Raw genomic sequence first — 25,076 nt, 5'->3', positions numbered from 1 at the left:
CGCCGACCCGTGCGACATCCCGCACGGCCCCCGCGCCCGCCGCCCGCCGCCTCTCGCCCAACCTGCGGCGGGAAAACGTGAATCCGAGGCTGGTCCTTTCTGGCACGGGCCTTGCTTGGCTGAAGGCAGGGCCGCCCGGGGGGCAGAGCCCCAAAAGGCCACAAGCGGAGGAGCGAGAGATGCACATTCCCCACCACGCCGGCGCGGCGATTGCGCCCAAGCCATTCTACCGCCAGCTTTATTTCCAGGTCCTGACGGCGATCGTCCTCGGCATCACCGTCGGCCACTTCTGGCCCGAGATCGGTGCCAGCCTGAAGCCGCTCGGCGACGCGTTCGTCAAGCTCGTGAAGATGATCATCGCGCCGGTGATCTTCCTGACCGTCACCACCGGCATCGCCGGCATGTCCGACCTGAAGAAGGTCGGCCGCGTGGCCGGCAAGGCGTTCGCCTACTTCCTCACCTTCTCCACGCTCGCCCTCATCGTCGGGCTCATCGTCGGCAACTTCATCGCCCCGGGCTCGGGCCTCAACATCGACCCCGCGACCCTCGACGGCTCGGCGGTCGCCGACTACGCCGCCAAGGCGCACGACACCACCGTCGTCGGCTTCCTCTCCGGCATCATCCCGACCACCGTCGTCGACGCCTTCGCCAAGGGCGACATCCTCCAGGTGCTGTTCTTCTCGGTGCTCTTCGGCATCAGCCTCGCGGCCGTCGGCGACCGCGGCAAGCCGGTCTACAACTTCCTCTCGGCCCTGACCGCGCCGATGTTCAAGCTCGTCGAGATCCTGATGAAGGCCGCCCCCGTCGGTGCCTTCGGCGCGATGGCCTTCACCATCGGCAAGTACGGCATCGGCTCGGTGGTGAACCTCGCGATGCTGGTCGGCACCTTCTACCTCACCGCGCTGATCTTCGTGCTCGTCGTTCTCGGCACCGTTGCCCGGCTGAACGGCTTCTCCATCCTGAAGCTGATCCGCTACCTCAAGGAAGAGCTGCTGCTCGTCCTCGGCACCTCCTCCTCGGAAGCCGCGCTCCCCTCGGTGATGGAGAAGCTGGAACTCGCCGGCGCCAAGCGCTCGGTCGTCGGCCTCGTCGTCCCGACCGGCTACTCGTTCAACCTCGACGGCACCAACATCTACATGACGCTGGCCGCCCTCTTCATCGCCCAGGCCTGCAACATCGACCTGTCGCTCGGCGATCAGATCCTGCTGCTTCTCGTCGCCATGCTCTCCTCGAAGGGCGCGGCGGGCATCACCGGCGCGGGCTTCATCACGCTCGCCGCGACGCTCTCGGTCGTGCCCTCGGTCCCGGTCGCCGGCATGGCGCTGATCCTCGGCGTCGACCGCTTCATGTCCGAGGTCCGCGCGCTCACCAACTTCGTCGGCAACGCGGTGGCGACGCTGGTCGTCGCCCGCTGGGAAGGCGAGCTCGACCAGGACCGCCTGACCGCCGTCCTGAACGGCGAGGTGCCGATGGACGACGAGGGCATGCCGGTCCACGACCCCGTCGCCGCCTGAGGCCGGCCTCGATCGCGAACGACAGCGGCCCCGGCGATCTCGCCGGGGCCGCCTCGATTCCGGGCCGGGGCGCGCTCGATGCGACGGCCCGCCGTCTGGTCCGCCGCGCGTCCCCTTTGCCTTCCGCCATGTCCCGGTGCTAGACGCGACTCCGAGGCAACGGGGGACCCGACCGATGACCACTCTCACCGCACCCGCTCCGGCGAGGGTCGACTCGATCACGCTCGCCAGGCCGGACGACTGGCACATCCACCTGCGCGACGGGGCGATGCTCGCCGCCGTGCTGCCGTGGACCGCGGCGCAGTTCGCCCGGGGCATCATCATGCCGAACCTCGTGCCGCCCGTGACGACGCCCGTCGTCGCCGCCGCCTACCGCGAGCGCATCCTCGCCGCGCTGCCGGAGGGCGCGGACTTCCGGCCGATGATGACCTGCTACCTCACCGACACGACCTCGCCCGACGAGATCGAGGCGGGGTTTCGCGATGGCGTCTGGATCGCGGCCAAGCTCTATCCCGCCGGCGCCACCACCAATGCCCACCACGGCGTGACCGATATCCCGGCGCTCGCCCCCGTGCTGGAGCGGATGGAGAGGATCGGGATGCCGCTCCTCGTCCACGGCGAGGCGACGGATCCCGCGATCGACATCTTCGACCGGGAGGCCGCATTCATGGAGGCCGAACTGCTGCCGCTCCTCGCGCGGCATCAGGGCCTGAAGGTCTGCGTCGAGCACGTCACCACCGCCGAGACGGCCGACATCGTGCGGGCCCACGCCCCGCGGGTGGCCGCGACGATCACGCCCCACCACCTGATGATCAACCGCACCTCGATCTTCCAGGGCGGCCTGCGCCCGCACCTCTACTGCCTGCCGGTCGCCAAGCGCGAGCGCCACCGACTGGCGCTGCGCAAGGCCGCGACGGGGGGAGAGCCCTGCTTCTTCCTCGGCACCGACACCGCCCCGCATCCGAAGGGCGCGAAGGAAAGCGCCTGCGGCTGCGCCGGCGTCTTCCTCGGGCCCGTCGCGCTGCAATGCTACGCCCAGGTCTTCGACGAGGAGGGGGCCCTGGACCGGCTGGAAGCCTTCGCCTCGCTCAACGGCGCCCGCTTCCACGGCCTCGCGCCGAACACCGGCACCGTCACCCTGCACCGCAGGCCGGAAACGGCGCCCGATACCGTCGCCGCGGGCACCGACACGGTCGTCGTCTTCCGCGGCGGCGAGGCGCTACCCTGGTCCCTTGGAGCCGTCACGCGATGAGCGACACCCTCGACGCCCCCGTCTTCACCGCCGCCGCCCGCGTCGGCCGCATCCGCGTGTCGCCCACCGTTGCCGCCGCGGCGCGCGCCCGCGAACTCAAGGCCGCGGGTCGCGACATCGTCGACATGACCGCCGGCGAGCCCGATTTCGACACGCCGGAGCCGGTCCGCGCCGCTGCCCATGCGGCCATCGAGGCCGGCGACACCCGCTACACCGCGACCAACGGCACGCCGGCGCTCCGGGCCGCGATCCGCGCCGACTTCAAGCGCCGCCTCGGCCTCGACTACGCCGACACCGAGGTGACGGTCGGCGGCGGCGGCAAGCCGGTGCTCTTCGTCGCGCTGATGGCCACGCTCGATGAGGGGGACGAGGTGATCGTGCCCGCTCCCTACTGGGTCAGCTACCCCGACATGGCGCTGGCGAACGACGGCACGCCCGTCGTCGTCGCGTGCCCGGAGGCCAGCGGTTTCAAGCTGACGCCCGCCGCGCTGGAAGCCGCCATCACCCCGAAGACCCGCTGGCTGATCCTCAACTCGCCGTCGAACCCCACCGGGGCCGCCTATTCCCGCGCGGAGCTCGAGGCCCTCGGCGCCGTGCTGCTGCGCCATCCGCACGTCTGGGTGCTGTCCGACGACATCTACGACCAGATCTGGTTCGCCTCCGAGCCGATGACGACGATCGCCGCCGCCGTGCCGGCGCTGAAGGCACGCACGCTGCTGGTGAACGGCGTCTCCAAGGCGTACGCCATGACCGGCTGGCGCCTCGGCTACGGCGCCGGCCCCGCGCCGCTCGTCGCCGCGATCAACAAGCTCCAGTCGCAGATCTCGTCCTGCCCGTCGTCGGTCAGCCAGGCCGCCGCCACCGCCGCGCTCTCGGGCAATCAGGGCTTCGTCGAGGAGGCCTGCGCCGCCTACCGCGCGCGTCGCGACTACGCCGTCGCCCGCCTCTCGGCGGTGCCCGGCCTCACCTGCCGCGAGCCCGACGGCGCGTTCTACCTCTATCCCGGCTGTCCCGGGGCGATCGGCAGGCGCACGCCCGACGGCGCGCTGATCGAGACCGACGAGGATTTCGTGCGCTACCTGCTCGACTCGGTCGGCGTTGCCGCGGTCCATGGCGCCGCCTACGGGCTGTCGCCGCACTTCCGCCTGTCCATCGCCACCTCGCTCGACGTGATCGCCGAGGGCTGCGACCGGATCGCCGCGGCGATGGAGGCCCTGCGATGACCTCGCCACTGTTCGACCTCACCGGCCGCCGCGCGCTCGTCACCGGCTCGAGCCAGGGCATCGGCCTCGCCCTCGCAGAGGGACTGGCCGCGCACGGGGCGGAGGTGATCCTGAACGGTCGCACCGTCGCGCGGCTCGAGACGGCGGCGGCGATGATCCGCGAGACGGGCGGCCGGGCGTCGGTCGCGGCCTTCGACGTGACCGACCCGGCCGCGGTGGCGGCCGGCGTGGCGGCGGTCGAGGCGGCGGGGCCGATCGACATCCTCGTCAACAACGCCGGGATGCAGTTCCGAGCCCCGCTCGAGGACTTTCCCCTCGACAAGTGGGACGAGCTGTTCCGCACCAACGTCTCCAGCATCTTCTACGTCAGCCAGACGGTCGCCCGCGGCATGATCGCGCGCGGCTGCGGCAAGATCATCAACATCGCCTCGGTCCAGTCCGAGCTGGCCCGTCCCGGCATCGCGCCCTACACCGCCACCAAGGGCGCCGTCCGCAACCTCACCCGCGGCATGGCGACCGACTGGGCGCGGCACGGCCTGCAGGTGAACGCCATCGCCCCGGGATATTTCCGCACCCCGCTCAACAAGGCGCTGGTCGAGAACCCGGAGTTCTCCGCCTGGCTCGAGAAGCGCACGCCGGCGGCGCGCTGGGGCGAGGTGGGCGAGCTGATCGGCGCGGCGGTGTTCCTCGCCGGCGACGCCTCGTCCTTCGTCAATGGGCACACGCTCCACGTCGATGGCGGCATCACGGCGAGCGTCTGAACCAAGCGTTGCCGCCGGGAGGAAAGAAACCATGCGCGCCGTCGTCATCCATGGCCCCCACGACCTCAGGCTCGAGGACCGCGAGGCCGAGCGCGCCGGCCCAGGGGAGGTGGAGGTCGCCATCGAGGCCGGCGGCATCTGCGGCTCCGACCTGCACTACTACCAGCACGGCGGCTTCGGCGTCGTGCGCATCAGGGAGCCCTTGATCCTCGGGCACGAGGTGGCGGGGCGGGTCGTCGCGCTCGGGTCGGGGGTCGACGGGCTCGCGGTGGGCGACCGGGTCGCCGTCTCGCCCAGCCGGCCGTGCGGCGCCTGTCGCTACTGCCTGGAGGGCAAGCCCAACCACTGCCTCCACATGCGCTTCTACGGCAGCGCCATGGTGTTCCCGCACATCCAGGGCGCGTTCCGCGAGCAGCTCGTCGCATCGGCGAGCCAGTGCCACAAGATCGCGGATGGCATCTCGAGCGCCGAGGCCGCGATGGCAGAGCCGCTTGCGGTGACGCTGCACGCGGTGGCGCAGGCGGGCTCACTCCTCGACAAGCGGGTGCTCGTCACCGGCTGCGGCCCGATCGGCGCGCTCGCCATCATCGCCGCCCGGGCGCACGGGGCGCGCGAGATCGTGGCGACCGACGTGATGGCGCCGGTGCTTGCCATCGCCGGGCAGGTCGGCGCCGACCGCACGATCAACGTCGCGGAGGACGCCGCCGCGCTCGCCGCCTATGGCGCCGACAAGGGCAGCTTCGACGTGCAGTTCGAGTGCTCGGGCAACGACCGTGCAGTGGCGAGCGGCATCGGGGTTCTGCGGCCCGGCGCGACGCTGGTGCAGCTCGGCCTCTCCGGCACCGAGACGTCGCTGCCGATGAACGCGGTGACGGCGAAGGAGATCGCCATCCGCGGCTCGTTCCGCTTCCACGCCGAGTTCGGCCTCGCCGTCGACTTCATCAATCGCCGCCGGGTGGACCTCTCGCCCCTCGTCACCGGCGGCTACCCGGCAGAGCAGGCCGTCGCGGCCTTCGAGGCCGCGGCCGACCGCAGCCGCTCGATGAAGGTCCACCTCGCCTTCGGCACGGCCTGACCGCCTCGACCACGCTGCGCCGGAGAAGAACTCCGGCCCTCCCACCGCCTGAAACGCTGAGGGCGGGCGGATTTGTCCGTCGACAAATCCGTCCGCGTCTGCCCCATCGTGCCGAAGGCACGCCACCAGAGCCAGCCGCCGAGGCCCGCGGCGGCCGCGAGCGCGAGACCCATGACCGGGCGCCGGCGCCGCGCCGGCCGTCCGGCGGGCGTGTCTGCCGGCGGCGTCGTCGGGCGGGTGTGGGGGTGAACGCCTGGTTCGGCAGGAGGCTCGTTGCTACGGGCGCCGCGGAGCGGATTCGCACAATCTGGGCGCGACCGTTCCGTCGAACGAGGGGGGAGGGGCGGATTCCGTCGCCGCCGTGCGGCTTTTTCATCCGGGCGAAAGCTGGTAGTCAGGAACGGCGCCGGGCGGGCGGCGCGGCCGGGTGGGGGCGTGGCCGTGGGTGGCTGGGGCGCTGCGATATCCGGGGCGGGACATGCCGCGGTGCTCGGCCTCGCGGTCTGGGCGCTGCCATGGCTCCGTGCCGGCCCGGACCCGGGCGTTCCCGTCGTCCATGTCGCTCTGGTCGGCCCGGCCGACCTGCTGCCGCCTGTGATGCCGCCCGTGATGCCGCCAGAGATGCCGGGGGCCGCGCCGACACCCGCCCCGCCCGTCGTTCCGCGGGAGGCGACGGTGCCGCATGCCGACATGCCGGCGCAGGCGCCCCCGACCGAGGCGCCGGCCGACGGCCTGGCGGGGCGCTTCGATCCCGGTGCGCCGCTCGGCTTCACTCTCGGCGCCGCAGAGAGCCCGCCCGCCGCGGCGGCTCCTGTGCCCGAGCCGGAGGCGCCGGCGGGGATCGAGACGTTCGAGGCCGAGGTCCGGGCGGCGGTGGAGCGGGCGAAGGTCTATCCGCAGACGGCGCGGGCGCGCGGGCTCTACGGGACCAGCCACGTGACGCTGCTGATCGGGCCGGAGGGCGAGGTGATATCGCTGCACCTCGTCCAGTCGTCGGGGGCGAAGGCGCTCGACGATGCCGCACTGGCCGCGGTGCGCGATGCGCGGCTGCCGGCGCCGCCGGACGGAGCGCCCGTCACCTGGAGCCTTGGGATCAGCTTCACCCTCCGGGACAACTGAGCTATCGTCCCGGCCAGCCAACCTCGGGGGGAGCGAGACGACAATGGAAATGACCGGTTCGCGGCAGATCGCCGCGCCGCGGGAAGTGGTCTGGGCCGCGCTGAACGACCCGGAGGTGCTGCGCCTCGCCATCCCCGGCTGCCAGGAGCTGACCGGCAGCCCGGAGGACGGCTTCGAGGCCATGGTCAAGCAGAAGGTCGGGCCGGTGAGCGCCACCTTCGCCGGCAGGGTGAGCCTCTCGGACATCGTGCCGCTCGAGAGCTACACGATTTCCGGCGAGGGCAAGGGCGGCGCCGCGGGCCACGCCAAGGGATCGGCGGCGGTGGCGCTGGCGGACGCCGAGGGCGGGACGTTGCTCACCTACGACGTGAAGGCGGCGGTGGGCGGCAAGATCGCGCAGCTCGGCTCGCGGCTGATCGACGGGGCGGCGAAGAACATGGCCGACAAGTTCTTCGACAACTTCCGCGCGGCGCTGGAGCCGGCGCCGGAGGGCTCCGAGGAGGAGCTGGCCGAGGGAAAGAAGCCGGGCTGGTTCGGGCGGATGATCGGCCGCAAGGGCTGAGCCGGCGATTTCAGGCGCGGGGCGCGGTTGAGGAATGGCGCGCAAGCGACTGGTTTCGGGGGCGGCTGAAGACGTTGCCCGCGGCGCCGCGCGCCGGGAATGGGCTTATAGTGCTCGGCGTCGCCGCTGCGGCGGCCTGTAAGGAGATGGTTGCCGTGAAGCCCGCCCATTCCGACCCCCGGGTCCGCCGCAACGTCGCCGTGCTGGTGGCGGCGCAGGTCGTGCTCGGCTCGCAGCTGCCCGTGACGTTCATCCTCGGCGGGCTGGCCGGGCAGGGGCTGGCGCCGAACCGCTGCCTCGCGACGCTGCCGATCTCGATGATCGTGCTCGGCTCGATGCTTTCGGCGCCGCTGCTCGCCGGGCTCATGCAGCTCCATGGCCGCCGGCTCGGCTTCATGCTGGGCGCGGCGGGGGGCGGCATCGGCTCGGCGCTGTCGGCGCTGGCGCTGGTGCGGGGCTCGTTCGGCCTGTTCCTGCTCGGCTCGCTGATCTCCGGGCTCTACATGTCGGCGCAGGGGTTCTACCGCTTCGCCGCGACCGACGGGGCAGGCGAGGCGTTCCGGCCGAAGGCGATCTCCTACGTCATGGGCGCGGGGCTGGTCTCGGCGATCGCCGGGCCGTTCCTCGTCAAGCACACCGTCGACGCGCTGGCGCCGATCCCGTTCGCCGGCGCCTATGTCGCGGCGGCGGCGCTGAATTTCGCCGGCGTCTGGCTGTTCCTCGCGCTCGACAGCCCCGCGCCGCCGCCGCCGGCGCCCGGCAGTGCGCGCGGCCGCACCCGGATGGAGCTGCTGAAGACGCCCCGGATCGCGGTGGCGATGATCTGCGCCATGGTCTCCTACGCGCTGATGAACCTGGTGATGACCTCGACCCCGCTCGCCATCGTCGGCTGCGGCTTCGGGACATCGGACGCTGCGAACGTCGTGTCGGGGCACGTGCTGGCGATGTTCGCGCCGTCGTTCTTCACTGGCGCGCTGATCGCCCGGTTCGGGGCGGAGCGGGTGATCGCCGCCGGGCTCGTGGCGCTCGCCGCTGCCGGGGCGGTGGCGCTGTCGGGCGTGGCGCTCTGGCAGTTCTCGCTGGCGCTGGTGCTGCTGGGGCTCGGCTGGAACTTCGGCTTCATCGGCGCGACGGCGATGCTCGCGGCCTCGCACACGCCGGAGGAGCGCGGCCGGGTGCAGGGGATGAACGACTTCGCCGTGTTCGGGCTGGTCTGCCTCGCGTCGCTGGCGTCGGGCGGGCTGATGAACTGCATCGGCGGCGACGCGGTGGGCGGCTGGACGACGGTCAACATCGCGATGGCGCCGTTCCTCGCCGCGGCCGGCGGGGCGCTGATCTGGCTGGTGATCCGCGAGTTTCCCCGGCGGGCGTGATCGGGCGGGCCGATCGGGCGGGCCGCCTCGTCGGACCGTGCCGACTCAGAGAAGCGTTCCGCTCGTGTCCGGCTCTGGCGTTCGCTTGCGCGTCGGCGCGGCGGGGCGGGTCTTGAGGCGGCCGTCGGCGAACTCGATCTCGAGGCCGGGGGCCCTGCCGGCGGCCGAGGCGGTGGTGAGCACCTGACCGTTCAGGTCGCGGACGATGGCGAAGCCGCGGTCGAGCACACGCGCGGGGCTGAGGCTCTCGAGCGTGCGCGACAGCGCGTCGAGCGCCGGGCGGGCCTCGCGCACCGCCCTCGGGCCGGCGCGGCGCAGGCCTTCGGCCCGGGCGTCGAGGCGCTCCTGCCGCTGGGCGATGCCGCGGCGGAGGCCGTCGGGGCGCAGTCCCTGCGCGGCGCGGTCGAGGGCGGCCCGGGCGCGGGTCATCTCCAGTGTCAGCAGGCCGGGGCCGAAGCGCCCGGCCGCGCCCTGGCTCATCGCGTGCGCGCGGGCCCGGATGCGGGCGAGCGCCGCCTCCGGGCGGAGGGCTGCCTCGGCGCGGTCGAGTTGCCGGCGGCGACGCTCCAGGACCAGCGTGAGCAGCCCCGGGCCGAAGCGGCCGGGCGCGCCGCGGCTGAGCGCAAGGTGCAGGCGCTGGGTCAGGCCGACCATGGCGAGCGGCAGGCGCGCGGCGAGGCCGTCGAGCCTCTGCGCCCGCTCGGAGATCAGCGCCTCGGGCCGGGGCAGGCCGCGCGCGAGGTCGCGCAGGCGCTGGCCGCGCGCCTCGATCCCGCGGGCGAGGCCGGCGCGGCGGCGGTGCTCGAGGCCAGCCACCGCGGCCATCAGGTCGAGGCGCACGGGCACGGCCATCTCGGCGGCGGCGGTGGGGGTCGGCGCGCGGCGGTCGGCGGCGAGGTCGATCAGCGTGGTATCGGTCTCGTGGCCGACCGCGGAGATCAGCGGGATCGCGCTCTCGGCGGCGGCGCGCACGACGATCTCCTCGTTGAAGCCCCAGAGATCCTCGATCGAGCCGCCGCCGCGCGCCACGATCAGCACGTCGGGGCGCGGGATCGGACCGCCGGGCGCGATGGCGTTGAAGCCGCGGATGGCGGCGGCGACCTCGGCGGCGCAGCGCTCTCCCTGCACCACCACCGGCCAGAGCAGCACCGGCCGGGGGAAGCGCTCGCGCAGGCGGTGCAGGATGTCGCGGATCACCGCGCCGGAGGGCGAGGTGACGACGCCGATCACCTCCGGCAGGAACGGCAGCGGCCGCTTGCGCGCGGCGTCGAACAGTCCTTCGGCCCCGAGCGCGGCCTTGCGCGCCTCGAGCATCGCCATCAGCGCGCCGACGCCGGCGGGGGCGATTTCCTCGATGATCATCTGGTACTTCGAGGCGCCGGGGAAGGTGGTGAGGCGCCCCGTCGCCACCACTTCCATGCCCTCCTCGGGGCGGATCGCGAGGCCGCGGGCGGTGCCCTTCCAGATCACTGAGCCGAGGCTGGCGTTGGCGTCCTTCAGGTCGAGGTAGAGGTGTCCCGAAGCGGGGCGCGACACGCGGCCGACCTCGCCGCGCACGCGGACGCGGCCGAACTGGCCCTCGATCGTCTTCTTCACCGCGCCGGAAATCTCCGAGACGGTGAACTCGGGCGCGTTGCTGCCGGGGCGGGTGTCTTCGAACAGGTCCATGCGGCGCTCGCTTGCGGTACGGGGCCGGGCACCATAGAACGCGGCCGCATCGAGGCCAAGCGGGGCGCCCCACATGAACATCCTCATTCTCGGCGGCGGCGGCCGCGAGCACGCCCTCGCCTGGGCGTTTGCGCAGAATCCGAAATGCGACCGGCTGTTCTGCGCGCCCGGCAACGCGGGGATCGCCGAGGAGGCGACCTGTGTGGCGCTCGACATCCTCGACGGGGCGAAGGTGCTGGAATTTGTCTGGGCGAACGACATCGAGTTCGTGATGGTCGGGCCGGAGGCGCCGCTGGCCGAGGGCGTGGCCGACGTCCTGCGCGCCGCCGGCGTGGCGACGTTCGGGCCGGGGCGCGGGGCGGCGCGGCTCGAGGCGTCGAAGGCGTTCACCAAGGAGATCTGCGCGGCCTGCGGCGCCCCGACGGCGGCGAGCGAGACCTTCACCGACCCTGACGCGGCGCGCGCCTATGTCCGGGCGCAGGGGGCGCCGATCGTGGTGAAGGCCGACGGGCTTGCCGCCGGCAAGGGCGTGACGGTGGCGATGGAGCTGGGCGAGGCAGAGGCCGCGCTCGACGCGATCTTTGCCGAAGGGCCGGGCGCACGGGTGGTCGTGGAGGCGTTCATGTCCGGCGAGGAGGCGAGCCTCTTCGTGGTGGCAGACGGCGAGGCGCTGCTGCTGCTCGGCACGGCGCAGGACCACAAGCGTGCATTCGACGGCGACGAGGGGCCGAACACCGGCGGCATGGGGGCCTATTCGCCGGCGCCGGTGATGACGGCCGGGGTGACGGAGCGGGCGCTGGCCGAGATCGTCCGGCCGACGCTGGCCGAGATGGCGCGGCGCGGGACGCCGTACCAGGGCGTGCTCTACGCCGGGCTGATGATCGAGGACGGCGCGCCGCGGCTGGTGGAGTACAACGTGCGGTTCGGCGATCCGGAGGCGCAGGTGCTGGCCATGCGGCTCGGGGCGCAGCTGCTCGACGTCTGTCTCGCCTGCGCGGAGGGCGAACTCGGCAGCGCACGGGCGAACTTCGCCGACGATCATGCGATCACCGTCGTTGTCGCAGCGGAGGGGTATCCGGGCGAGGTGCGGCGGGGCGAGCCGATCGGCCTCGCGGAGACGGCGGACCCGCGGGTGAAGGTGTTCCACGCCGGGACCAAGGCGGTGGACGGGCAGCTGGTTTCGGCTGGCGGCCGGGTGCTGAACGCCACGGCCCGGGCGGCGACCCTCGCCGAAGCGCGCGACCTCGCCTATGGCGCGGCGGAAGCGGTCGACTGGCCGGGCGGGTTCTTCCGCCGCGACATCGGCTGGCGGGCGCTGGGGCGGGGGTAGCAGAGTGTATCTCGAATGAGATACACTCTGGCGACCTCACGGAGGAGTCGCTGTGCCGGCCCGTACCTCGATGCTGCACGTTCGACTGGATGACGATCTCAAGGCGCGTGCTGCCGATGCGCTTGCCGGCGTTGGACTGACGCTTTCCGACGCAATTCGCATCCTGCTGACACGCGTGGCGGTGGAAGGCGGGATGCCGGCTGGCCTGACCGCGGATCCGGAGGTCTACGACGCGTGGTTCCGGGCAAAGGTCCAGGAGGCGCTGGCTGATCCGGGGCCTGGGGTTCCACATGCGGAGGTGATGCGGGACGCGCGTGCCCGGATCGACGGGACGCGCGGTGCCTGACCTGGAATGGAAGGCAGCGGCGGTCTCTGACCTGACGCGGATTGTCGACTACATTCCCGGCGACAATCCCGCCGCGGCCCGCGCTCTGCTGGATGAAATCCACGGCAAGGTCGAGACGCGCTGCACCCGAGGCGCTGCCGCCCGGGTGCTCCATGCTGCGCAGATGTGGCCCTGACCGGCGAAACCCCGTGGAGGGCCGCGCGTTCCTGTGGTAACGCCGCCGGCGTACTGGAGGAAACCATGGATATCTTCGCTGACGTCAAGGCGCGCGTGCTCGACGCGCTCGGCCGGCTCGTGGACGCGGGCAAGCTGCCGCAGGGGCTCGCGTATGACGCGGTGACGGTGGAGCCGCCGCGCGATCCGGCGCATGGCGACATGGCGACGAACGCGGCCATGGTGCTGGCGCGGCCCGCGCGGATGGGGCCGCGCGACATCGCCGCGCTGCTGGCCGCCGAGCTCGGGGGTGCGCCGGGCATCGCCAGCGCGGAGGTGGCGGGGCCGGGGTTCCTGAACCTGCGGCTGGCGCAGGGGCGGTGGTTCGAGGTGGTGCCCGCCGCGCTGGCGGCAGGGACCGATTTCGGGCGGTCCCGCATGGGGGCGGGCAGGAAGGTCGACGTGGAGTTTGTTTCGGCCAACCCGACCGGGCCGATGCACGTGGGCCACGTCCGCGGCGCGGTGTTCGGCGATGCGCTGGCCGGGCTGCTGGACTTTGCCGGGTACGACGTGACGCGGGAGTACTACATCAACGACGGCGGCGCGCAGGTCGACGTGCTGGCGCGCTCGGCCTACGAGCGGTATCGCGAGGCCTGCGGACTGGAGCCCGCCATTGCCGAGGGGCTCTATCCTGGCGACTACCTGATCCCCGTCGGCGAGGCGCTCAAGGCGAAGTATGGCGAGAGCCTGCTCGACAAGCCCGAAGCGGAGTGGCTGGTCCCGGTGCGCGAGATCGCCACCGCGGCGATGATGGAGATGATCCGCGAGGATCTGGCGCTGCTCGGCGTCGAGATGGACGTGTTCTTCAGCGAGAAGTCGCTCTACGGCACAGGGCGGATCGAGGCGGCGCTGGCCGCGCTCGAGGCCGACGGGCTGATCTACGAGGGCACGCTGGAGCCGCCCAAGGGCAAGCTGCCCGAGGACTGGGAGGCGCGGGAGCAGACGCTGTTCCGCTCGAGCGCCTATGGCGACGACACCGATCGGCCGGTGAAGAAGTCGGATGGCAGCTGGACCTATTTCGCGCCGGACATCGCCTATCATTTCGACAAGATCGAACGCGGCTATGACGAGCTGATCGACGTGCTGGGCGCCGACCATGGCGGCTATGTCAAGCGGATGAAGGCGGCGGTTGCGGCGCTGTCGCGCAACCGGGTGCCGCTCGACGTGAAGCTTTGCCAGCTGGTGAAGCTCTACAAGGGCGGCGAGCCGTTCAAGATGAGCAAGCGGGCGGGCACGTTCGTGACGCTGCGCGACGTGGTGGAGCAGGTGGGGCCCGACGTGACCCGCTTCGTCATGCTGACTCGCAAGAACGACGCGCCGCTCGACTTCGACTTCGATCGCGTGCTGGAGCAGTCGAAGGACAATCCGGTATTTTACGTGCAGTATGCCCACGCGCGGGCGCAGTCGGTGCTCAATCGTGCGGCAGATGCCGGCATCGCGGTCGACGACGGCGCGCTCGCCGCGGCCGATCTGGCGAAACTCGGGGCGCCCGGAGAACTGGAGCTGGCGCGCAAGGCGGCGGAGTGGCCGCGGCAGGTGGAGATTGCGGCGGCAAACCATGAGCCGCATCGGATTGCGTTCTATCTCAACGAACTGGCGTCGGATTTTCACAGTTTGCAGCACCAGGGGAAGCTCGATCCCGCCCTGCGTTTCATCCGGGAGGACGCGGCCGAGTTGACCCGCGCTCGCCTTGCGCTTGTACGTGCGGCGCAGGTTGTCATCGCGTCAGGACTGGGTATTCTTGGAGTCGCCCCGATGAAAGAGATGCGCTGACGCATCCGGCGAGCACTTTGGGGTTGGAGCAGAGGCACCTACGAGATATGGTGTTTTCAAAACAGGCAAGAACCCCATGCGCGATCTTTACAGCGACGACTTCGAGTCGGTTGCGGCTGATGGTGCCGACCGGCTGATCCCTGAAGGCATGCGGCGCGTCACCGGCGCGATCGTCTTTGTCGGCGTCATCGTCGTCATGGGGGTCTGGGCCTGGCGCCTCGGCACCCGCGATGCGAGTGAGGTGCCGATCATCCGGGCGATGGAGGGTCCGTCGCGGCTGCAGCCGTCGGACCCCGGCGGCCTGCAGGCGGCGCATCAGGGCCTCGAGGTCAATGCGGTGCTGGGCGGCGCCCCCGAGCATTCCAAGGCCGCAGCGGTGCCACCCGCGCGGCCGACCCCGCCCGCTCTGCAGGCCGAGGATGCGCCGCAGGGTGAGCTGGTCGCTTCGGCGCCGCAGGCGCTGACCGAGAAGGTCATGGGTCAGGTCACGGCCGGACTTGCGGAGCCCGACGAAGGCGAGGCCGGCGTGCAGCCGATCCTGCCGCCCGACGTGACGTCGGAGGAGGACGAGGCCACGCTCGGCGGCGCGAGCGAAATGGCGGACGCGGAGGCCGCCGCCGACGCGGCGCCCACGACCGACATGCGCCCGCGCAACCGCCCGGCCGGCCTGCAGGTCGCCCGCGCAGCGGCGGTCGCCGCTCCGGCCGCGACAGACGTTGCCGCAGCGGCGCGACCAGCGGCGGCGAAACCGGCTGACGCCCGGCCTGCCGACGTTCGACCGGCCGCGGCCAGCCCGAAGGCGGTGGCGACGAGCGAGGTGGGATCGGTGCAGGCCGGCTCGCGGCTGGTGCAGCTCGGCGCATTCGACAGCGAGGACATCACCCGCAAGGCGTGGTCGTCGCTGGTGGCGAAGAACCCCGACCTGCTGGCGTCGAAAAGCCTCTACGTGGAGCGCACCACCTCGAACGCCCGCGTCTTCTACCGGCTGCGGGTGGCGGGCTTCCAGTCGGCGGACGACACCCGGCGGATATGCGAGGCGCTTCGCGGGCGCGGGGTTGCCTGCATTCCGGTGACGCTGCAGTAGGATGGCGGCGCGCGCTGTCATCTTCGGCTGCGGCGGGACGGAGGTCTCGGCCGCCGAACGGGCGTTCTTTGCCGAGGCCGAGCCCTGGGGCTTCATCCTGTTCGCGCGCAACGTCGAGAGCCCGGAACAGCTGCGCCGCCTCACGGCCGGGCTGCGGGACAGCGTCGGGCGCGACGCGCCGGTGCTCGTCGACCAGGAGGGCGGGCGGGTCCAGCGGCTGCGCCCGCCGCACTGGCGCGACTGGCGGCCGATGCTCGACGAGGCGGCAGGGCTGGCGCCCGGGGTGCAGGCGCGGGGCCTGTGGCTGCGGGCCCGGCTGATGGCGTCGGAGCTGCGCGCGGTCGGGATCGACGTGAACTGCGCGCCGGTGCTCGATCTGGCCGGGGCCGGCACCCACGGGGTGATCCGCAACCGCTGCCTCGGGGGCGTTCCCGGCGACGTGGCGCGGCTGGGCCGGGCCGTGGCCGAGGGCCTGCTCGCGGGCGGCGTGCTGCCGGTCGTCAAGCACATGCCGGGGCAGGGCCGGGCGACGCTCGACAGCCATCTGGCGCTGCCGGAGGTGACGGCCGACCGGCTGGAGCTGGAGGACGATTTCGCGCCGTTCCGCGCCCTTGCGGACCTGCCCTTGGCGATGACGGCACATGTGGTCTATCGCGCGCTCGACGTGCGGCCGGCCACGCAGTCGCCGGCGGTGGTCGGGCTGATGCGCGACGACATCGGCTTCGACGGGCTGTTGATGACCGACGACCTGTCGATGAAGGCGCTCGCGGGTGGCTTCGGCGACCGGGCGCGGGCGTCGCTGGCGGCGGGATGCGATGTGGTCCTGCACTGCAACGGCGATCCGGGCGAGATGGCGGCGGTGGCGGCGGTTGTCCCGGAGCTGACGGGGCGTCCGGCGGCGCGGGCGGCGGCGGCGCTGGCGCTGCGGCGGGCACCGGAGGACGATGCGGTGGCGCTGGCGGCGGAGTACGCCGCTCTGTCTCCGGCGGGCGTGGCATGAGGCGGGAAGCCCCGATCCGGCCATGCGTTTGGTGCGCTCGATCCGTTCGGCATCAGCCTCAAGGGAGATCGCCGGCCGGGGGCTCTCCCGGATGGCCAGGGAGGTGCCCGGGTGCCTGAGGACTTCTTCGACGCCGACGCCACAGCAGCCCGTCTCGCCGCCGAGGCGCTGGTGGTCGACGTGGACGGCTTCGAGGGTCCGCTCGACCTGCTGCTGACGCTGGCGCGGAGCCAGAAGGTCGACCTGCGGCGGATCTCGATCCTGAAGCTCGCGGAGCAGTATCTCGGCTTCGTCGAGGCGGCGAAGCGGCTCCGCATCGAGCTGGCCGCCGACTATCTCGTCATGGCGGCGTGGCTTGCGTTCCTGAAGTCGCGGCTGCTGCTGCCGCCCGACCCGACCGACGAGGGGCCGTCGGGCGACGAGCTGGCGGCGCATCTCGCCTATCAGCTGCAACGGCTCGAGGCGATGCGCGGGGTCGCGGCGCAGCTCATGGGCCGCGACCAGCTCGGCCGCGACGTCTTTGCCCGCGGCGACACCGAGACGGTGCGGCGCGAGGTGCGCGTCACCTGGGAGGCGTCGCTCGTCGACCTGATGCGCGCCTATGCCCGGATCAAGACCAAGGACGACTTCACGCCGCTGCATTTCCAGCGCGGGCCGGTCTACGCCATGGAGCAGGCGCTGGAGCGGATGCGCGGCATCCTCGGGCACCGCGTCGGCTGGCACGAGCTGGCCGCGTGGCTGCCGGACGACTGGCGCCGCGAGGGCAAGCGGCGCCGGTCGGCGACGGCCGCGAGCTTTGCCGCGGCGCTGGAGCTGGTGAAGAACGGTGCACTCGAGATCCGCCAGGAAGGCGCCTTCGCGCCGATCTGGCTGAAGCCGCGACAAGACGGCATGGCAGACCCCCAAGAAGCAGACTCCCAAAAAGACGGAGAGGCAGGATGAACGACGAGGCAGGACAGGGGCTTTTCGAGGCCGCATTCGCCGTGCCGCCGCTGTGCGAGCAGGAACGGATGCTGGAGGCGGTGCTGTTCGCGAGCCGCGAGCCGCTCTCGACGCGGGCGCTGGAAGAGCGGTTGCCGCGCGGTTGCGACGTGGGCGAGGCGCTGAGCGGCCTCGGCCGGCGCTATGAGGGGCGGGGGGTGCAGCTCTTGCGCGTCGGTGACGCCTGGGCGTTCCGCACCGCCGCCGATCTCGGCTTCCTGATGAGCCGCGAGGTCGAGGAAACCCGCAAGCTGTCGCGGGCCGCGATCGAGACGCTGTCGATCGTCGCCTATCACCAGCCGGTGACGCGGGCGGAGATCGAGGAGATCCGTGGCGTGTCGGTGTCCGCGGGCACGCTGGACCAATTGATGGAGATGGGCTGGGTCAAGCTCGGCCGGCGGCGGATGACCCCGGGTCGGCCGATGACCTTCGTGGTGACGCAGGGCTTTCTCGACCACTTCGGCCTCGGCTCGGAACGCGACCTGCCGGGGATCGCCGAGCTGCGCGCCGCGGGCCTGCTCGACAACCGTCCCAATCCGGAGGCCGCGCCGGCGGAGACGGAGCCGGAGGGACAGGGCGAACTGCTGGGCTGAGCGCGCGGGGCCGTCGGCGCATCGTTCCGGCGCGGGTTGGATGCAGCCCGCGCCGAAGCTGCTTGCAAGCCCGCCTCGGGGCGACGACGATCGAGTTCACCCATGACCCCACGGAGAGGCGATGGCGACGAGCAGGCGGACCTGCGCCTTTCACGACGGTCGGATGACGCAGGCAGGCCCCGCCGATGGAGGTCGACCGTGGCCGGCGGACGCCTTCATCGCGGGCGTTCCTGGCGCACCGCCGGTGAACCTGCGGTGCGAGGCGGAGATGATCGGCGCTTTCAAGCATGGAGAGCGTGACGTGGTTCGGGAGCGGCTCGACCGTGGCTTTGCCGGCAGGTTCGGCGAGGCGATTGCGCGGCCGGTCCTGCCGGGCAGCCTGCGTGCCCCCGATGCCGGGACTGGCGCGATGCTCCGTCGGGCCGAGCGATGACGCCGGATCCGATCACCGCGCTCGGGGCGCTGGAGCTGTCGCGGGCGATCCATGCGCGTGAGGTGTCGTGCGCCGAGGTGATGGCGGCCTACCTCGACCGCATCGCGGCGCTCAATCCGCACGCCTGCGCCCTCGTGTCGCTGCGTCCGCGCGCGGCGCTGCTGGCCGAGGCGGCGGCGGCGGATGCCGAGCTTGCGGCCGGGCGGGACCGCGGCTGGCTGCACGGCATCCCGCAGGCGCCGAAGGACCTGACGGCGACGGCGGGGATCCCCACGACGATGGGGGCGCCGGCGCTGGCGACATTCGTGCCGGCCGCGCACTCGATCCTCGTCGAGCGCACGGTGGCGGCGGGCGCGATCCTGATCGGCAAGACCAACACGCCGGAATTCGGCCTCGGGTCGCACACGTTCAATCCGCTGCATGGCACCACCGCCAACGCCTACGCTCCCGGGCGGTCGGCGGGGGGCAGCTCCGGCGGGGCGGCGGCGGCGCTCGCGCTGCGGCTGCTGCCGGTGGCGGACGGCAGCGACATGATGGGCTCGCTGCGCAATCCCGCCGGCTGGAACAACGTCTTCGGGTTCCGCCCGTCGATCGGGCGGGTGCCGTCTGGCCCGACGCCCGAGGTGTTCCTGCAGCAGCTCTCGACCGATGGGCCGATGGGACGTTCGGTCGCGGACCTCGCGGCGCTGTTCGCGACGCAGGCGGGCCATGACCCGCGGGCGCCGCTGTCGCTCGACGGCGACGGCAGTACGTGCGCCGGGCCGCTCGAGGGCGCGGTGCGCGGCACGCGGATCGGCTGGCTCGGCGATCTCGGCGGGCATCTCGCCATGGATCCGGGCGTGCTCGAAACCTGCGAGGCGGCGCTCGCGGTGTTCGAGGCGATGGGTTGTGTCGTCGAGCCGGTGCGCGTCGACTTCGACCTCGATGCGCTCTGGACCGCCTGGACGACGCTGCGGAGCTTTCTGGTCGCGGGCAGCCTCGGGCCGCTCTACGACGCGCCCGCGACCCGCGAGGCGCTGAAGCCCGAAGCGGTCTGGGAGATCGAGCGGGGCCGGGCCTTCGGGGCGAGCGCGGTGTTTCGCGCCTCGACGCTCCGGTCGGCGTGGTATCGCGCGGTTCTGGCCTTGCATGCGCGATGGGACGTGCTGGCGCTGCCGACCGCACAGCTCTTTCCGTTCGACGCGCTCGAGCGGTGGCCGGGCGAGGTGGGCGGGCGGGTGATGGACAGCTATCACCGCTGGATGGAGGTGGTGGTGCCGGCGAGCATGGCGGGCACGCCGACGCTGGCGGTGCCGGCCGGGTTCGGGCCGGGCGGGCTGCCCATGGGGCTGCAGCTGATGGGGCCGCCCCGCGCGGATCTCGCGGTGCTGCGCCTCGGCCACGCCTACGATCTGGCGCAGGCGTGGACGAGGCGGATGCCGTAGGCGGTGCGGCAGGCGGCCGGGCTCAGTGCCCGCCGCCGCCCGCGCCCGCGGGGCCCTTTGGCTTCGACACCAGCGGCACGAGCAGCAGCATCGCCGAGAAGAGGATGGCGATGATGAGGAAGACGTCGGAAAAGGTCAGCACCAGCGCCTGCCGCTGCACCATTCCCGAGAGCTGCGCGAGCGCGCCGCCGCCGGCATCCGGCCCGAGGGTCGGGGTGAGCGAGGCGGTGATGTCCGCGAGGCGATCCTCGGCGATCGGGTTGCCCCAGGCGACATTCTCGGCCAGCCGCTCTCCGTGCAGCACCGAGCGGTTCTGCAGGATGGTGTTGATGATGGCGAGGCCGAACGCACCGCCGAGGTTGCGCGTCAGGTTGAACAGGCCCGAGGCGTTCTTGATCCGGTCCGGCGGCAGGGTGCCGAGGGAAATGACGTTGATCGGGATCATGCAGCACATCAGCGCGATGCCGCGCATCGCCTGCGGCAGGAACAGCTCGGCAAACGCCCAGTCGCCGGTGATGCGGGTCAGGTCGAAGGTCGAGGCGGCGAAGAGCGCGAAGCCGAAGCCGATCAGGATGCGCGGATCGGTCTTTCGCGCGAGGTTGCCGACGATCGGCGCGGTCAGGAACATGAACGCGCCGGTCACGAACACCGTCTCGCCGATCTGCAGCGCCGAAAGGCCGCGGACGCGCGCGAGATACAGCGGGTAGAGATAGGTGAGCCCGTAGAGTCCGATCCCGAGCACGAAGGTGAGCAGCGAGCCGACGGCGAAGTTGCGGTCGAGGAACGCCCGCAGGTCGACGATCGGCACCTTGGCGGTCAGCACGCGGACAAAGAAGGTGACGGCGGCGACCGTCGCGGCAAGCGACAGCAGGGTGATCGCCCGGTCGTCGAACCAGTCGTTCTTCTGGCCTTCCTCCAGCACGTATTCGAGGCTGCCGAGGAAGACGGCCATGGAGAAGAGGCCAACCACGTCGAAGTTCCGCATCAGGCCCCAGTCGGGTTCGTCGAAGTCGACGAGGAACCACGCGAGCAGCGTCGCGGCGATGCCGGGAATGACGTTGACGAGAAACAGCCAGTGCCAGGAGAAGAGCTCGGTCAGGTAGCCGCCGACGGTCGGGCCCACCGTGGGCGCGAGCGTCACGGTGAGGCCGACCAGCGCCATCACCGCGGGCTGCACCCGGCGCGGGAAGATCGTGTACGACGCGGCGAAGGCGGTCGGGATCATGCCGCCGCCGATGAAGCCCTGAAACGCGCGGTAGACGATCATCTGGTTGATCGTCGTCGCGGTGGCGCAGAGCACGCTCGCCAGCGTGAAGCCCGCGGCCGAGATGGTGAACAGGACCCGCGTCGACATCGCCCGGGCGAGAAAGCCCGAGAGCGGGATCATGATGACCTCCGCGATCAGATAGCTGGTCTGCACCCAGGAGATTTCATCCGGGCTGGCCGACAGGCCCGCCTGGATCTCCGACAGCGACGACGAGACGATCTGGATGTCGAGGATCGCCATGAACATGCCGAAGACCAGCGCGAGGAACGCGATCAGTCGGCGGGGCGTGACCTGTGGCTCTTGCATGGCGAGCCCGTCCTCACTTGGCGGCGACCTGATCGCCGGTGCTGCTGGCGGTGCGGATATCGGCCGACGCCGAGACGGAGAGGCCGGGCCGGAGCCAGCCCTCGGCGGCGACGTCGGCGGGCACCGCGACGCGCACCGGCACGCGCTGCACCACCTTGGTGAAGTTGCCGGTGGCGTTCTCCGGCGGCAGCAGGCTGAACTGCGCGCCCGAGGCCGGGGCCACGCCCTCGACGGTGCCGGTGATCTCGCGCCCGGGGAAGGCGTCGAACTCGAGGCGGACGTGCGTGCCCGGGGTCAGCTCGCCGATCTGCGTCTCCTTGAAGTTCGCCTCGACGTAGACCTGCGACAGCGGCACGACGGCGAGCAGGCGCTTCCCCGGCGACACGAGGTCGCCGACGGCGACCGAGAGATTGCCGACGGTGCCATCGAACGGCGCGCGCAGGGTGGTCGCGTCGAGGTCGCGCTGCGCCTTGTCGCGCGAGGCCGAAAGGCCGGAGAGCGTCGCCTCGGCCTCGGCCTTCTGCGCGACGATCACCTCGCGGTTGGCCTGCGCCGAGGCGACGCCGGCGCGAGCCTCGGCAAGGGATGCCGTGGCCGAGGCGCTGGCTGCCTGCGCCTGTTCGAGCCGCTGGGCGGAGGCGACGTCGTTCTTCGCCAGATCCTGATAGCGGCGCAGGTCGGCGGCGGCCTGATCGAGCTGCGCCTGTGCCGCGTCGACCCGGGCACGGGCCTGCGCGGTCGCGGCGTCGGCGGCAGCCGCCTGGCTGTCGATCCGGGCGACGGCCGCCTGTTCGGAGGCGAGCTGCGACTGGGCGAGGGCGAGGGCGTCGCGATAGTCGCCGTCGTCGAGCACGACGAGCGGGTCGCCGGCCTTCACGGCCTGGTTATCCACCGCGGGCACCGCGGCGACGTAGCCGGTGATCTTTGGCGCCATGATTGCAAAGTCGGCCTGCACATAGGCGTCATCGGTCGAGACCATGAAGCGGCCGACCGTCCAGTAGCTGTACCCGTACCACGCGCCGAGCGCGATCGCCGCGATCAGCACGCCGCCGAGCAGGTATTTCGCGCGGCCGCGCCTTGGCGTGGCGGGCGTGTCCGGGGCGGGCGCGTCCAAGGTTCCGGCGGCGGAAGGGGATGCCGCGGCCGGCGGGGCGTCGTGCGTTTCCGGTGCCTCGGCCTTGGTCTGGGCGTGCGTGGGGTTCGCCTCGAAATCCTTCGGCATCGACTGAGACTCCGTTCGCCGCGGAATGACTGAACCGTTCGGTTCGATGGTTGACATAGCGCAGCGGAATTGCCAGATCAAGGCTGACCGAACGGTTCGGTCAGTTTTCTGGCGGAGCCTGGCCGAGCGTGAGACCGGCGGGCGGGAGGACGAGGATGGAGACGAAGCTGGACGAGGTTGCCACCACCGAGCCGGAGGCCGGGGCGGAGTCCGTGAAGCGGCGGCAGATCCTCGATGGCGCCCGGCGGGTATTCCTGAGCGCCGGCTTCGCGGCCGCCAGCATGGGCGAGATCGCCCGCGAGGCGCGGGTGTCGAAGGGCACGCTCTACGTCTATTTCGACAGCAAGGAGGCGCTGTTCGCCGCACTTATCGAGCAGACGCGGAGCCAGACCGCGGAGCGGCTGCTCGACGTCGATGCCACCATGACCGACGTGCGGGCCTTCCTGAAGCTGCTCGCAACGCGGTTGCTCGAGAAGCTGAGCGCGCCGATGCATGTCTCGATGGTGCGCATGGTGATGGGGGCGTCGGAGAAGTTTCCCGAGCTGGCGCGCAAATTCTATGACGCCGGTCCCGGCCATGGCCAGGCGAGGCTCGCCGGCTGGATCGCCGAGCAGCATGCGTCCGGTCGCCTGAACGCGCCGGATGCGGACAACGCGGCGTGGCAGTTCATCGGCATGTGCTGTCATCCGGTGACGGTCCGGGTGGCGCTCGGCGCGATGCCGCCCCCCGACGCGGAGCGCATCGAGCACTACGCCGAGGCCGCGGTCACCACCTTCCTCGCGGCCTACGGCCCGCGCTGAGTCGCGCCCGCCGGGGTCCGGCGCGGGGTTGGCAATCGCCCGCAGCCTTGCCATCCTCGGGGCATCGCTCATCCGCTGGACTGGAGGCGCCGATGCTCCGACCCCTTGCCGTTGCCGGCGCGCTGACGATCGCCGCGGGCCTGTCGTCGCCGGCTGCTGCCTGGACGCTCGACATTCTGCACTTCAACGACTTCCACAGCCGGATCGAGTCGATCAACGCCTTCGAACTCGACCTGCTCCGCCGACGACGAGACGGCGGGCAAGTGCTTCGGCGGCGCGGCGCGGCTGGTGACGGAGGTGGCGGCGCTCCGCGACGCGGTGAAGGCCAGGGGTGGCAACGTGCTGACGCTGATGGCGGGAGACGCCTTCCAGGGCTCGCTGTTCTTCACCACCTACTCCGGCGCCGCCGAGGCCGAGATGCTGAACCGCGTCGGCCTCGACGCCATGGTCTACGGCAACCACGAGTTCGACCTCGGGCCGGCGCCGCTGGCGAAGTTCGTGGCCGCGGCGAAGTTCCCGGTGCTCTCGGGCAGCGTCGACGTCTCGGGCGACAAGGACCTCGCGCCGCTGGCGGTCGATCACCTGATCCTCGACATCGGCGGACAGAAGGTGGCGATCCTCGGTGCCACCACGCCCGACACGCCCGAGATCTCGTCGCCCGGGCCGACCGTGAGCTTCCGCGATCCCGTCCCCTACCTGACCGAGGCGGTGGCGGCGGTCACGGCGCTGGGGGCGAACAAGGTCATCCTGCTCAGCCATCTCGGCACGCCGCTCGACGAGAAGGTGGCGGCCGGGGTGCCGGGGATCGACGCGATCGTCGGCGGGCATACCCACGACCTGTTCTCGAACACCGATCCGGCGGCGCCGTTCCGCTATCCGGTGATGGTGACGGGCCCGGGCGGGGTGGCCGTGCCGATCGTGCAGGCGGGTGCCTACTCGAAATACCTCGGCCACGAGACGCTGGTGTTCGACGACGCGGGCAACCTCACCTCGGCGACCGGCGACACCGTGCTGCTCGACGCGAGCGTCAAGCCGGACGAGCCGACGCTGGCGCGGATCAAGGAACTCGCCGGGCCGATCACGGCGCTCAAGGAGAAGAATGTCGCAGAGATCAAGGGCGACATCGACGCGACGCGCGAGCTCTGCCGCTCGGCCGAGTGCCCGATGGGCGATCTCGTCACCGACGCGATGCTCGCGCGGGTGAAGGGGCAGGGGGTGACGATCGCGCTGACCAACGGCGGCGGCCTGCGTGCTTCGATCCGGGGCGGCACCGTGACGATGGGCGACGTGATCGCGGTGCTGCCGTTCCAGAACACGCTCTCGACCTTCAACATCAAGGGCGCCGATCTGGTGGCGGCGCTGGAAAACGGCCTCAGCCAGGTGGAAGAGGGTGCCGGGCGTTTCCCGCAGGTCGCGGGCCTGCGCTTGCGCTGGGACGCGACGGTGGCGCCGGGGCAGGGGCGGGTGAAGTCGGTGGAGGTCCGCGACGGCACCGGCTGGGTGCCGCTGCAACCGGAAAAGGTCTACAGCGTCGCGTCGAACAATTTCCTGCGGGCCGGCGGCGACGGCTATGTCGCGCTGCGCGACGGGGCGACCAACGCCTATGACTTCGGCCCGGGGCTCGATGACGTGCTGGCCGATTTCCTGGCGGCGACCCCGGACTACGCGCCCGAGACCGGGCGGATCACCCGCGAGCATTGACCGCCGCGGACGGGGCGGGCCCGCGGCGGCCCCGTGCTGCGCCAGCGAAGCGCATC

23 protein-coding genes are annotated in these 25,076 nt (G+C 71.8%); 20 read left to right on the top strand and 3 right to left on the bottom strand.

Annotated features, from left to right (window positions below):
- Window positions 1-179 precede the first annotated feature (179 nt).
- The 8 genes from QM699_RS09405 to QM699_RS09370 all read left to right on the top strand — a co-directional run bounded on the left by QM699_RS09405 (window position 180) and on the right by QM699_RS09370 (window position 8,879).
- A complete protein-coding gene (locus QM699_RS09405; RefSeq protein WP_415010881.1) occupies window positions 180-1,514 on the top strand; it encodes a dicarboxylate/amino acid:cation symporter in 1,335 nt (444 codons plus the stop codon).
- 175 nt (window positions 1,515-1,689) lie between these two features.
- Entirely contained in the window at window positions 1,690-2,766 is a 1,077-nt protein-coding gene (pyrC, locus tag QM699_RS09400; RefSeq protein ID WP_415010880.1) for a dihydroorotase, read from the top strand.
- Window positions 2,763-3,989 (top strand): aspartate transaminase, encoded by a 1,227-nt coding sequence (locus tag QM699_RS09395; RefSeq protein ID WP_415010879.1) that lies wholly within the window; start codon window positions 2,763-2,765, stop codon window positions 3,987-3,989. The genes pyrC and QM699_RS09395 overlap by 4 nt, the downstream gene beginning before the upstream one ends.
- Entirely contained in the window at window positions 3,986-4,750 is a 765-nt protein-coding gene (locus QM699_RS09390) for an SDR family oxidoreductase (protein WP_415010878.1), read from the top strand. Before QM699_RS09395 ends, QM699_RS09390 begins: the two co-directional genes overlap by 4 nt.
- A 31-nt stretch (window positions 4,751-4,781) precedes the next feature.
- Window positions 4,782-5,825 carry an L-idonate 5-dehydrogenase gene (locus QM699_RS09385; RefSeq protein WP_415010877.1) on the top strand — a complete coding sequence of 348 codons (1,044 nt, stop codon included), beginning with the start codon at window positions 4,782-4,784 and terminating at the stop codon, window positions 5,823-5,825.
- 486 nt (window positions 5,826-6,311) lie between these two features.
- Complete coding sequence (locus QM699_RS09380) at window positions 6,312-6,944, top strand: TonB family protein (protein ID WP_415010876.1); 633 nt, start codon at window positions 6,312-6,314, stop codon at window positions 6,942-6,944.
- A gap of 43 nt (window positions 6,945-6,987) precedes the next feature.
- Window positions 6,988-7,506, top strand: a complete 519-nt coding sequence (locus tag QM699_RS09375; protein WP_415010875.1) for a CoxG family protein — start codon at window positions 6,988-6,990, stop codon at window positions 7,504-7,506.
- A 146-nt stretch (window positions 7,507-7,652) separates the two neighbouring features.
- Window positions 7,653-8,879, top strand: a complete 1,227-nt coding sequence (locus QM699_RS09370) for an MFS transporter (protein WP_415010874.1) — start codon at window positions 7,653-7,655, stop codon at window positions 8,877-8,879.
- 45 nt (window positions 8,880-8,924) lie between these two features.
- Here the strand turns inward: QM699_RS09370 and xseA are convergent, their stop codons facing one another.
- Window positions 8,925-10,547 (bottom strand): exodeoxyribonuclease VII large subunit, encoded by a 1,623-nt coding sequence (xseA, locus tag QM699_RS09365; RefSeq protein ID WP_415010873.1) that lies wholly within the window; start codon window positions 10,545-10,547, stop codon window positions 8,925-8,927.
- Between the two features lie 73 nt (window positions 10,548-10,620).
- Between xseA and purD the strand changes: the two genes are divergently transcribed.
- The 10 genes from purD to QM699_RS09315 all read left to right on the top strand — a co-directional run bounded on the left by purD (window position 10,621) and on the right by QM699_RS09315 (window position 19,724).
- Window positions 10,621-11,877 carry a phosphoribosylamine--glycine ligase gene (purD, locus tag QM699_RS09360; RefSeq protein WP_415010872.1) on the top strand — a complete coding sequence of 419 codons (1,257 nt, stop codon included), beginning with the start codon at window positions 10,621-10,623 and terminating at the stop codon, window positions 11,875-11,877.
- A 52-nt stretch (window positions 11,878-11,929) separates the two neighbouring features.
- On the top strand, window positions 11,930-12,223 hold the full coding sequence (locus QM699_RS09355; protein ID WP_415010871.1) for a type II toxin-antitoxin system RelB/DinJ family antitoxin: 294 nt from the start codon (window positions 11,930-11,932) through the stop codon (window positions 12,221-12,223).
- Window positions 12,216-12,398 (top strand): type II toxin-antitoxin system RelE/ParE family toxin, encoded by a 183-nt coding sequence (locus tag QM699_RS09350; RefSeq protein ID WP_415010870.1) that lies wholly within the window; start codon window positions 12,216-12,218, stop codon window positions 12,396-12,398. The genes QM699_RS09355 and QM699_RS09350 overlap by 8 nt, the downstream gene beginning before the upstream one ends.
- Before the next feature lie 65 nt (window positions 12,399-12,463).
- Window positions 12,464-14,209, top strand: a complete 1,746-nt coding sequence (gene argS, locus QM699_RS09345) for an arginine--tRNA ligase (RefSeq protein ID WP_415010869.1) — start codon at window positions 12,464-12,466, stop codon at window positions 14,207-14,209.
- 76 nt (window positions 14,210-14,285) lie between these two features.
- The gene (locus tag QM699_RS09340; protein ID WP_415010868.1) at window positions 14,286-15,293 is read left to right on the top strand and encodes an SPOR domain-containing protein; all 1,008 of its coding nucleotides are present in this window, start codon (window positions 14,286-14,288) and stop codon (window positions 15,291-15,293) included.
- 1 nt (window position 15,294) lies between these two features.
- Complete coding sequence (gene nagZ / locus QM699_RS09335; protein ID WP_415010867.1) at window positions 15,295-16,293, top strand: beta-N-acetylhexosaminidase; 999 nt, start codon at window positions 15,295-15,297, stop codon at window positions 16,291-16,293.
- 111 nt (window positions 16,294-16,404) lie between these two features.
- Complete coding sequence (locus tag QM699_RS09330; protein ID WP_415010866.1) at window positions 16,405-17,235, top strand: segregation and condensation protein A; 831 nt, start codon at window positions 16,405-16,407, stop codon at window positions 17,233-17,235.
- Window positions 17,232-17,867 carry an SMC-Scp complex subunit ScpB gene (scpB, locus tag QM699_RS09325; RefSeq protein WP_415010865.1) on the top strand — a complete coding sequence of 212 codons (636 nt, stop codon included), beginning with the start codon at window positions 17,232-17,234 and terminating at the stop codon, window positions 17,865-17,867. Before QM699_RS09330 ends, scpB begins: the two co-directional genes overlap by 4 nt.
- Window positions 17,868-17,988: 121 nt before the next feature.
- Complete coding sequence (locus QM699_RS09320) at window positions 17,989-18,300, top strand: hypothetical protein (protein ID WP_415010864.1); 312 nt, start codon at window positions 17,989-17,991, stop codon at window positions 18,298-18,300.
- A complete protein-coding gene (locus QM699_RS09315; protein ID WP_415010863.1) occupies window positions 18,297-19,724 on the top strand; it encodes an amidase in 1,428 nt (475 codons plus the stop codon). Before QM699_RS09320 ends, QM699_RS09315 begins: the two co-directional genes overlap by 4 nt.
- A gap of 22 nt (window positions 19,725-19,746) precedes the next feature.
- On the opposite strand, the gene QM699_RS09310 is transcribed toward QM699_RS09315, so the two are convergent.
- Entirely contained in the window at window positions 19,747-21,297 is a 1,551-nt protein-coding gene (locus QM699_RS09310) for a DHA2 family efflux MFS transporter permease subunit (RefSeq protein ID WP_415010862.1), read from the bottom strand.
- Between the two features lie 13 nt (window positions 21,298-21,310).
- Window positions 21,311-22,519, bottom strand: a complete 1,209-nt coding sequence (locus QM699_RS09305; protein WP_415010861.1) for an HlyD family secretion protein — start codon at window positions 22,517-22,519, stop codon at window positions 21,311-21,313.
- 155 nt (window positions 22,520-22,674) lie between these two features.
- On the opposite strand from QM699_RS09305, the gene QM699_RS09300 reads away from it, so the two are divergent.
- Together QM699_RS09300 and QM699_RS09295 are read left to right on the top strand one after the other, a co-directional pair.
- Entirely contained in the window at window positions 22,675-23,319 is a 645-nt protein-coding gene (locus QM699_RS09300) for a TetR/AcrR family transcriptional regulator (RefSeq protein ID WP_415010860.1), read from the top strand.
- Window positions 23,320-23,607: 288 nt separating this feature from the next.
- On the top strand, window positions 23,608-25,020 hold the full coding sequence (locus QM699_RS09295; RefSeq protein WP_415010859.1) for a bifunctional metallophosphatase/5'-nucleotidase: 1,413 nt from the start codon (window positions 23,608-23,610) through the stop codon (window positions 25,018-25,020).
- The last annotated feature ends 56 nt before the right edge of the window (window positions 25,021-25,076 follow it).

This window comes from Amaricoccus sp. (genome assembly GCF_047602525.1).
Classification (GTDB): Bacteria; Pseudomonadota; Alphaproteobacteria; order Rhodobacterales; family Rhodobacteraceae; genus Amaricoccus.
This window is presented reverse-complemented; position numbering and strand designations above follow the sequence as displayed.

Bases quoted from the DNA above. Each gene is read 5' to 3' on its own strand.
- QM699_RS09405 (WP_415010881.1), top strand. From the start codon at position 180: ATGCACATTCCCCACCACGCCGGCGCGGCGATTGCGCCCAAGCCATTC.
- pyrC (WP_415010880.1), top strand. From the start codon at position 1,690: ATGACCACTCTCACCGCACCCGCTCCGGCGAGGGTCGACTCGATCACG.
- QM699_RS09395 (WP_415010879.1), top strand. From the start codon at position 2,763: ATGAGCGACACCCTCGACGCCCCCGTCTTCACCGCCGCCGCCCGCGTC.
- QM699_RS09390 (WP_415010878.1), top strand. From the start codon at position 3,986: ATGACCTCGCCACTGTTCGACCTCACCGGCCGCCGCGCGCTCGTCACC.
- QM699_RS09385 (WP_415010877.1), top strand. From the start codon at position 4,782: ATGCGCGCCGTCGTCATCCATGGCCCCCACGACCTCAGGCTCGAGGAC.
- QM699_RS09375 (WP_415010875.1), top strand. From the start codon at position 6,988: ATGGAAATGACCGGTTCGCGGCAGATCGCCGCGCCGCGGGAAGTGGTC.
- QM699_RS09370 (WP_415010874.1), top strand. From the start codon at position 7,653: ATGGTTGCCGTGAAGCCCGCCCATTCCGACCCCCGGGTCCGCCGCAAC.
- xseA (WP_415010873.1), bottom strand. From the start codon at position 10,547: ATGGACCTGTTCGAAGACACCCGCCCCGGCAGCAACGCGCCCGAGTTC.
- purD (WP_415010872.1), top strand. From the start codon at position 10,621: ATGAACATCCTCATTCTCGGCGGCGGCGGCCGCGAGCACGCCCTCGCC.
- argS (WP_415010869.1), top strand. From the start codon at position 12,464: ATGGATATCTTCGCTGACGTCAAGGCGCGCGTGCTCGACGCGCTCGGC.
- QM699_RS09340 (WP_415010868.1), top strand. From the start codon at position 14,286: ATGCGCGATCTTTACAGCGACGACTTCGAGTCGGTTGCGGCTGATGGT.
- nagZ (WP_415010867.1), top strand. From the start codon at position 15,295: ATGGCGGCGCGCGCTGTCATCTTCGGCTGCGGCGGGACGGAGGTCTCG.
- scpB (WP_415010865.1), top strand. From the start codon at position 17,232: ATGAACGACGAGGCAGGACAGGGGCTTTTCGAGGCCGCATTCGCCGTG.
- QM699_RS09320 (WP_415010864.1), top strand. From the start codon at position 17,989: ATGGCGACGAGCAGGCGGACCTGCGCCTTTCACGACGGTCGGATGACG.
- QM699_RS09315 (WP_415010863.1), top strand. From the start codon at position 18,297: ATGACGCCGGATCCGATCACCGCGCTCGGGGCGCTGGAGCTGTCGCGG.
- QM699_RS09310 (WP_415010862.1), bottom strand. From the start codon at position 21,297: ATGCAAGAGCCACAGGTCACGCCCCGCCGACTGATCGCGTTCCTCGCG.
- QM699_RS09305 (WP_415010861.1), bottom strand. From the start codon at position 22,519: ATGCCGAAGGATTTCGAGGCGAACCCCACGCACGCCCAGACCAAGGCC.
- QM699_RS09300 (WP_415010860.1), top strand. From the start codon at position 22,675: ATGGAGACGAAGCTGGACGAGGTTGCCACCACCGAGCCGGAGGCCGGG.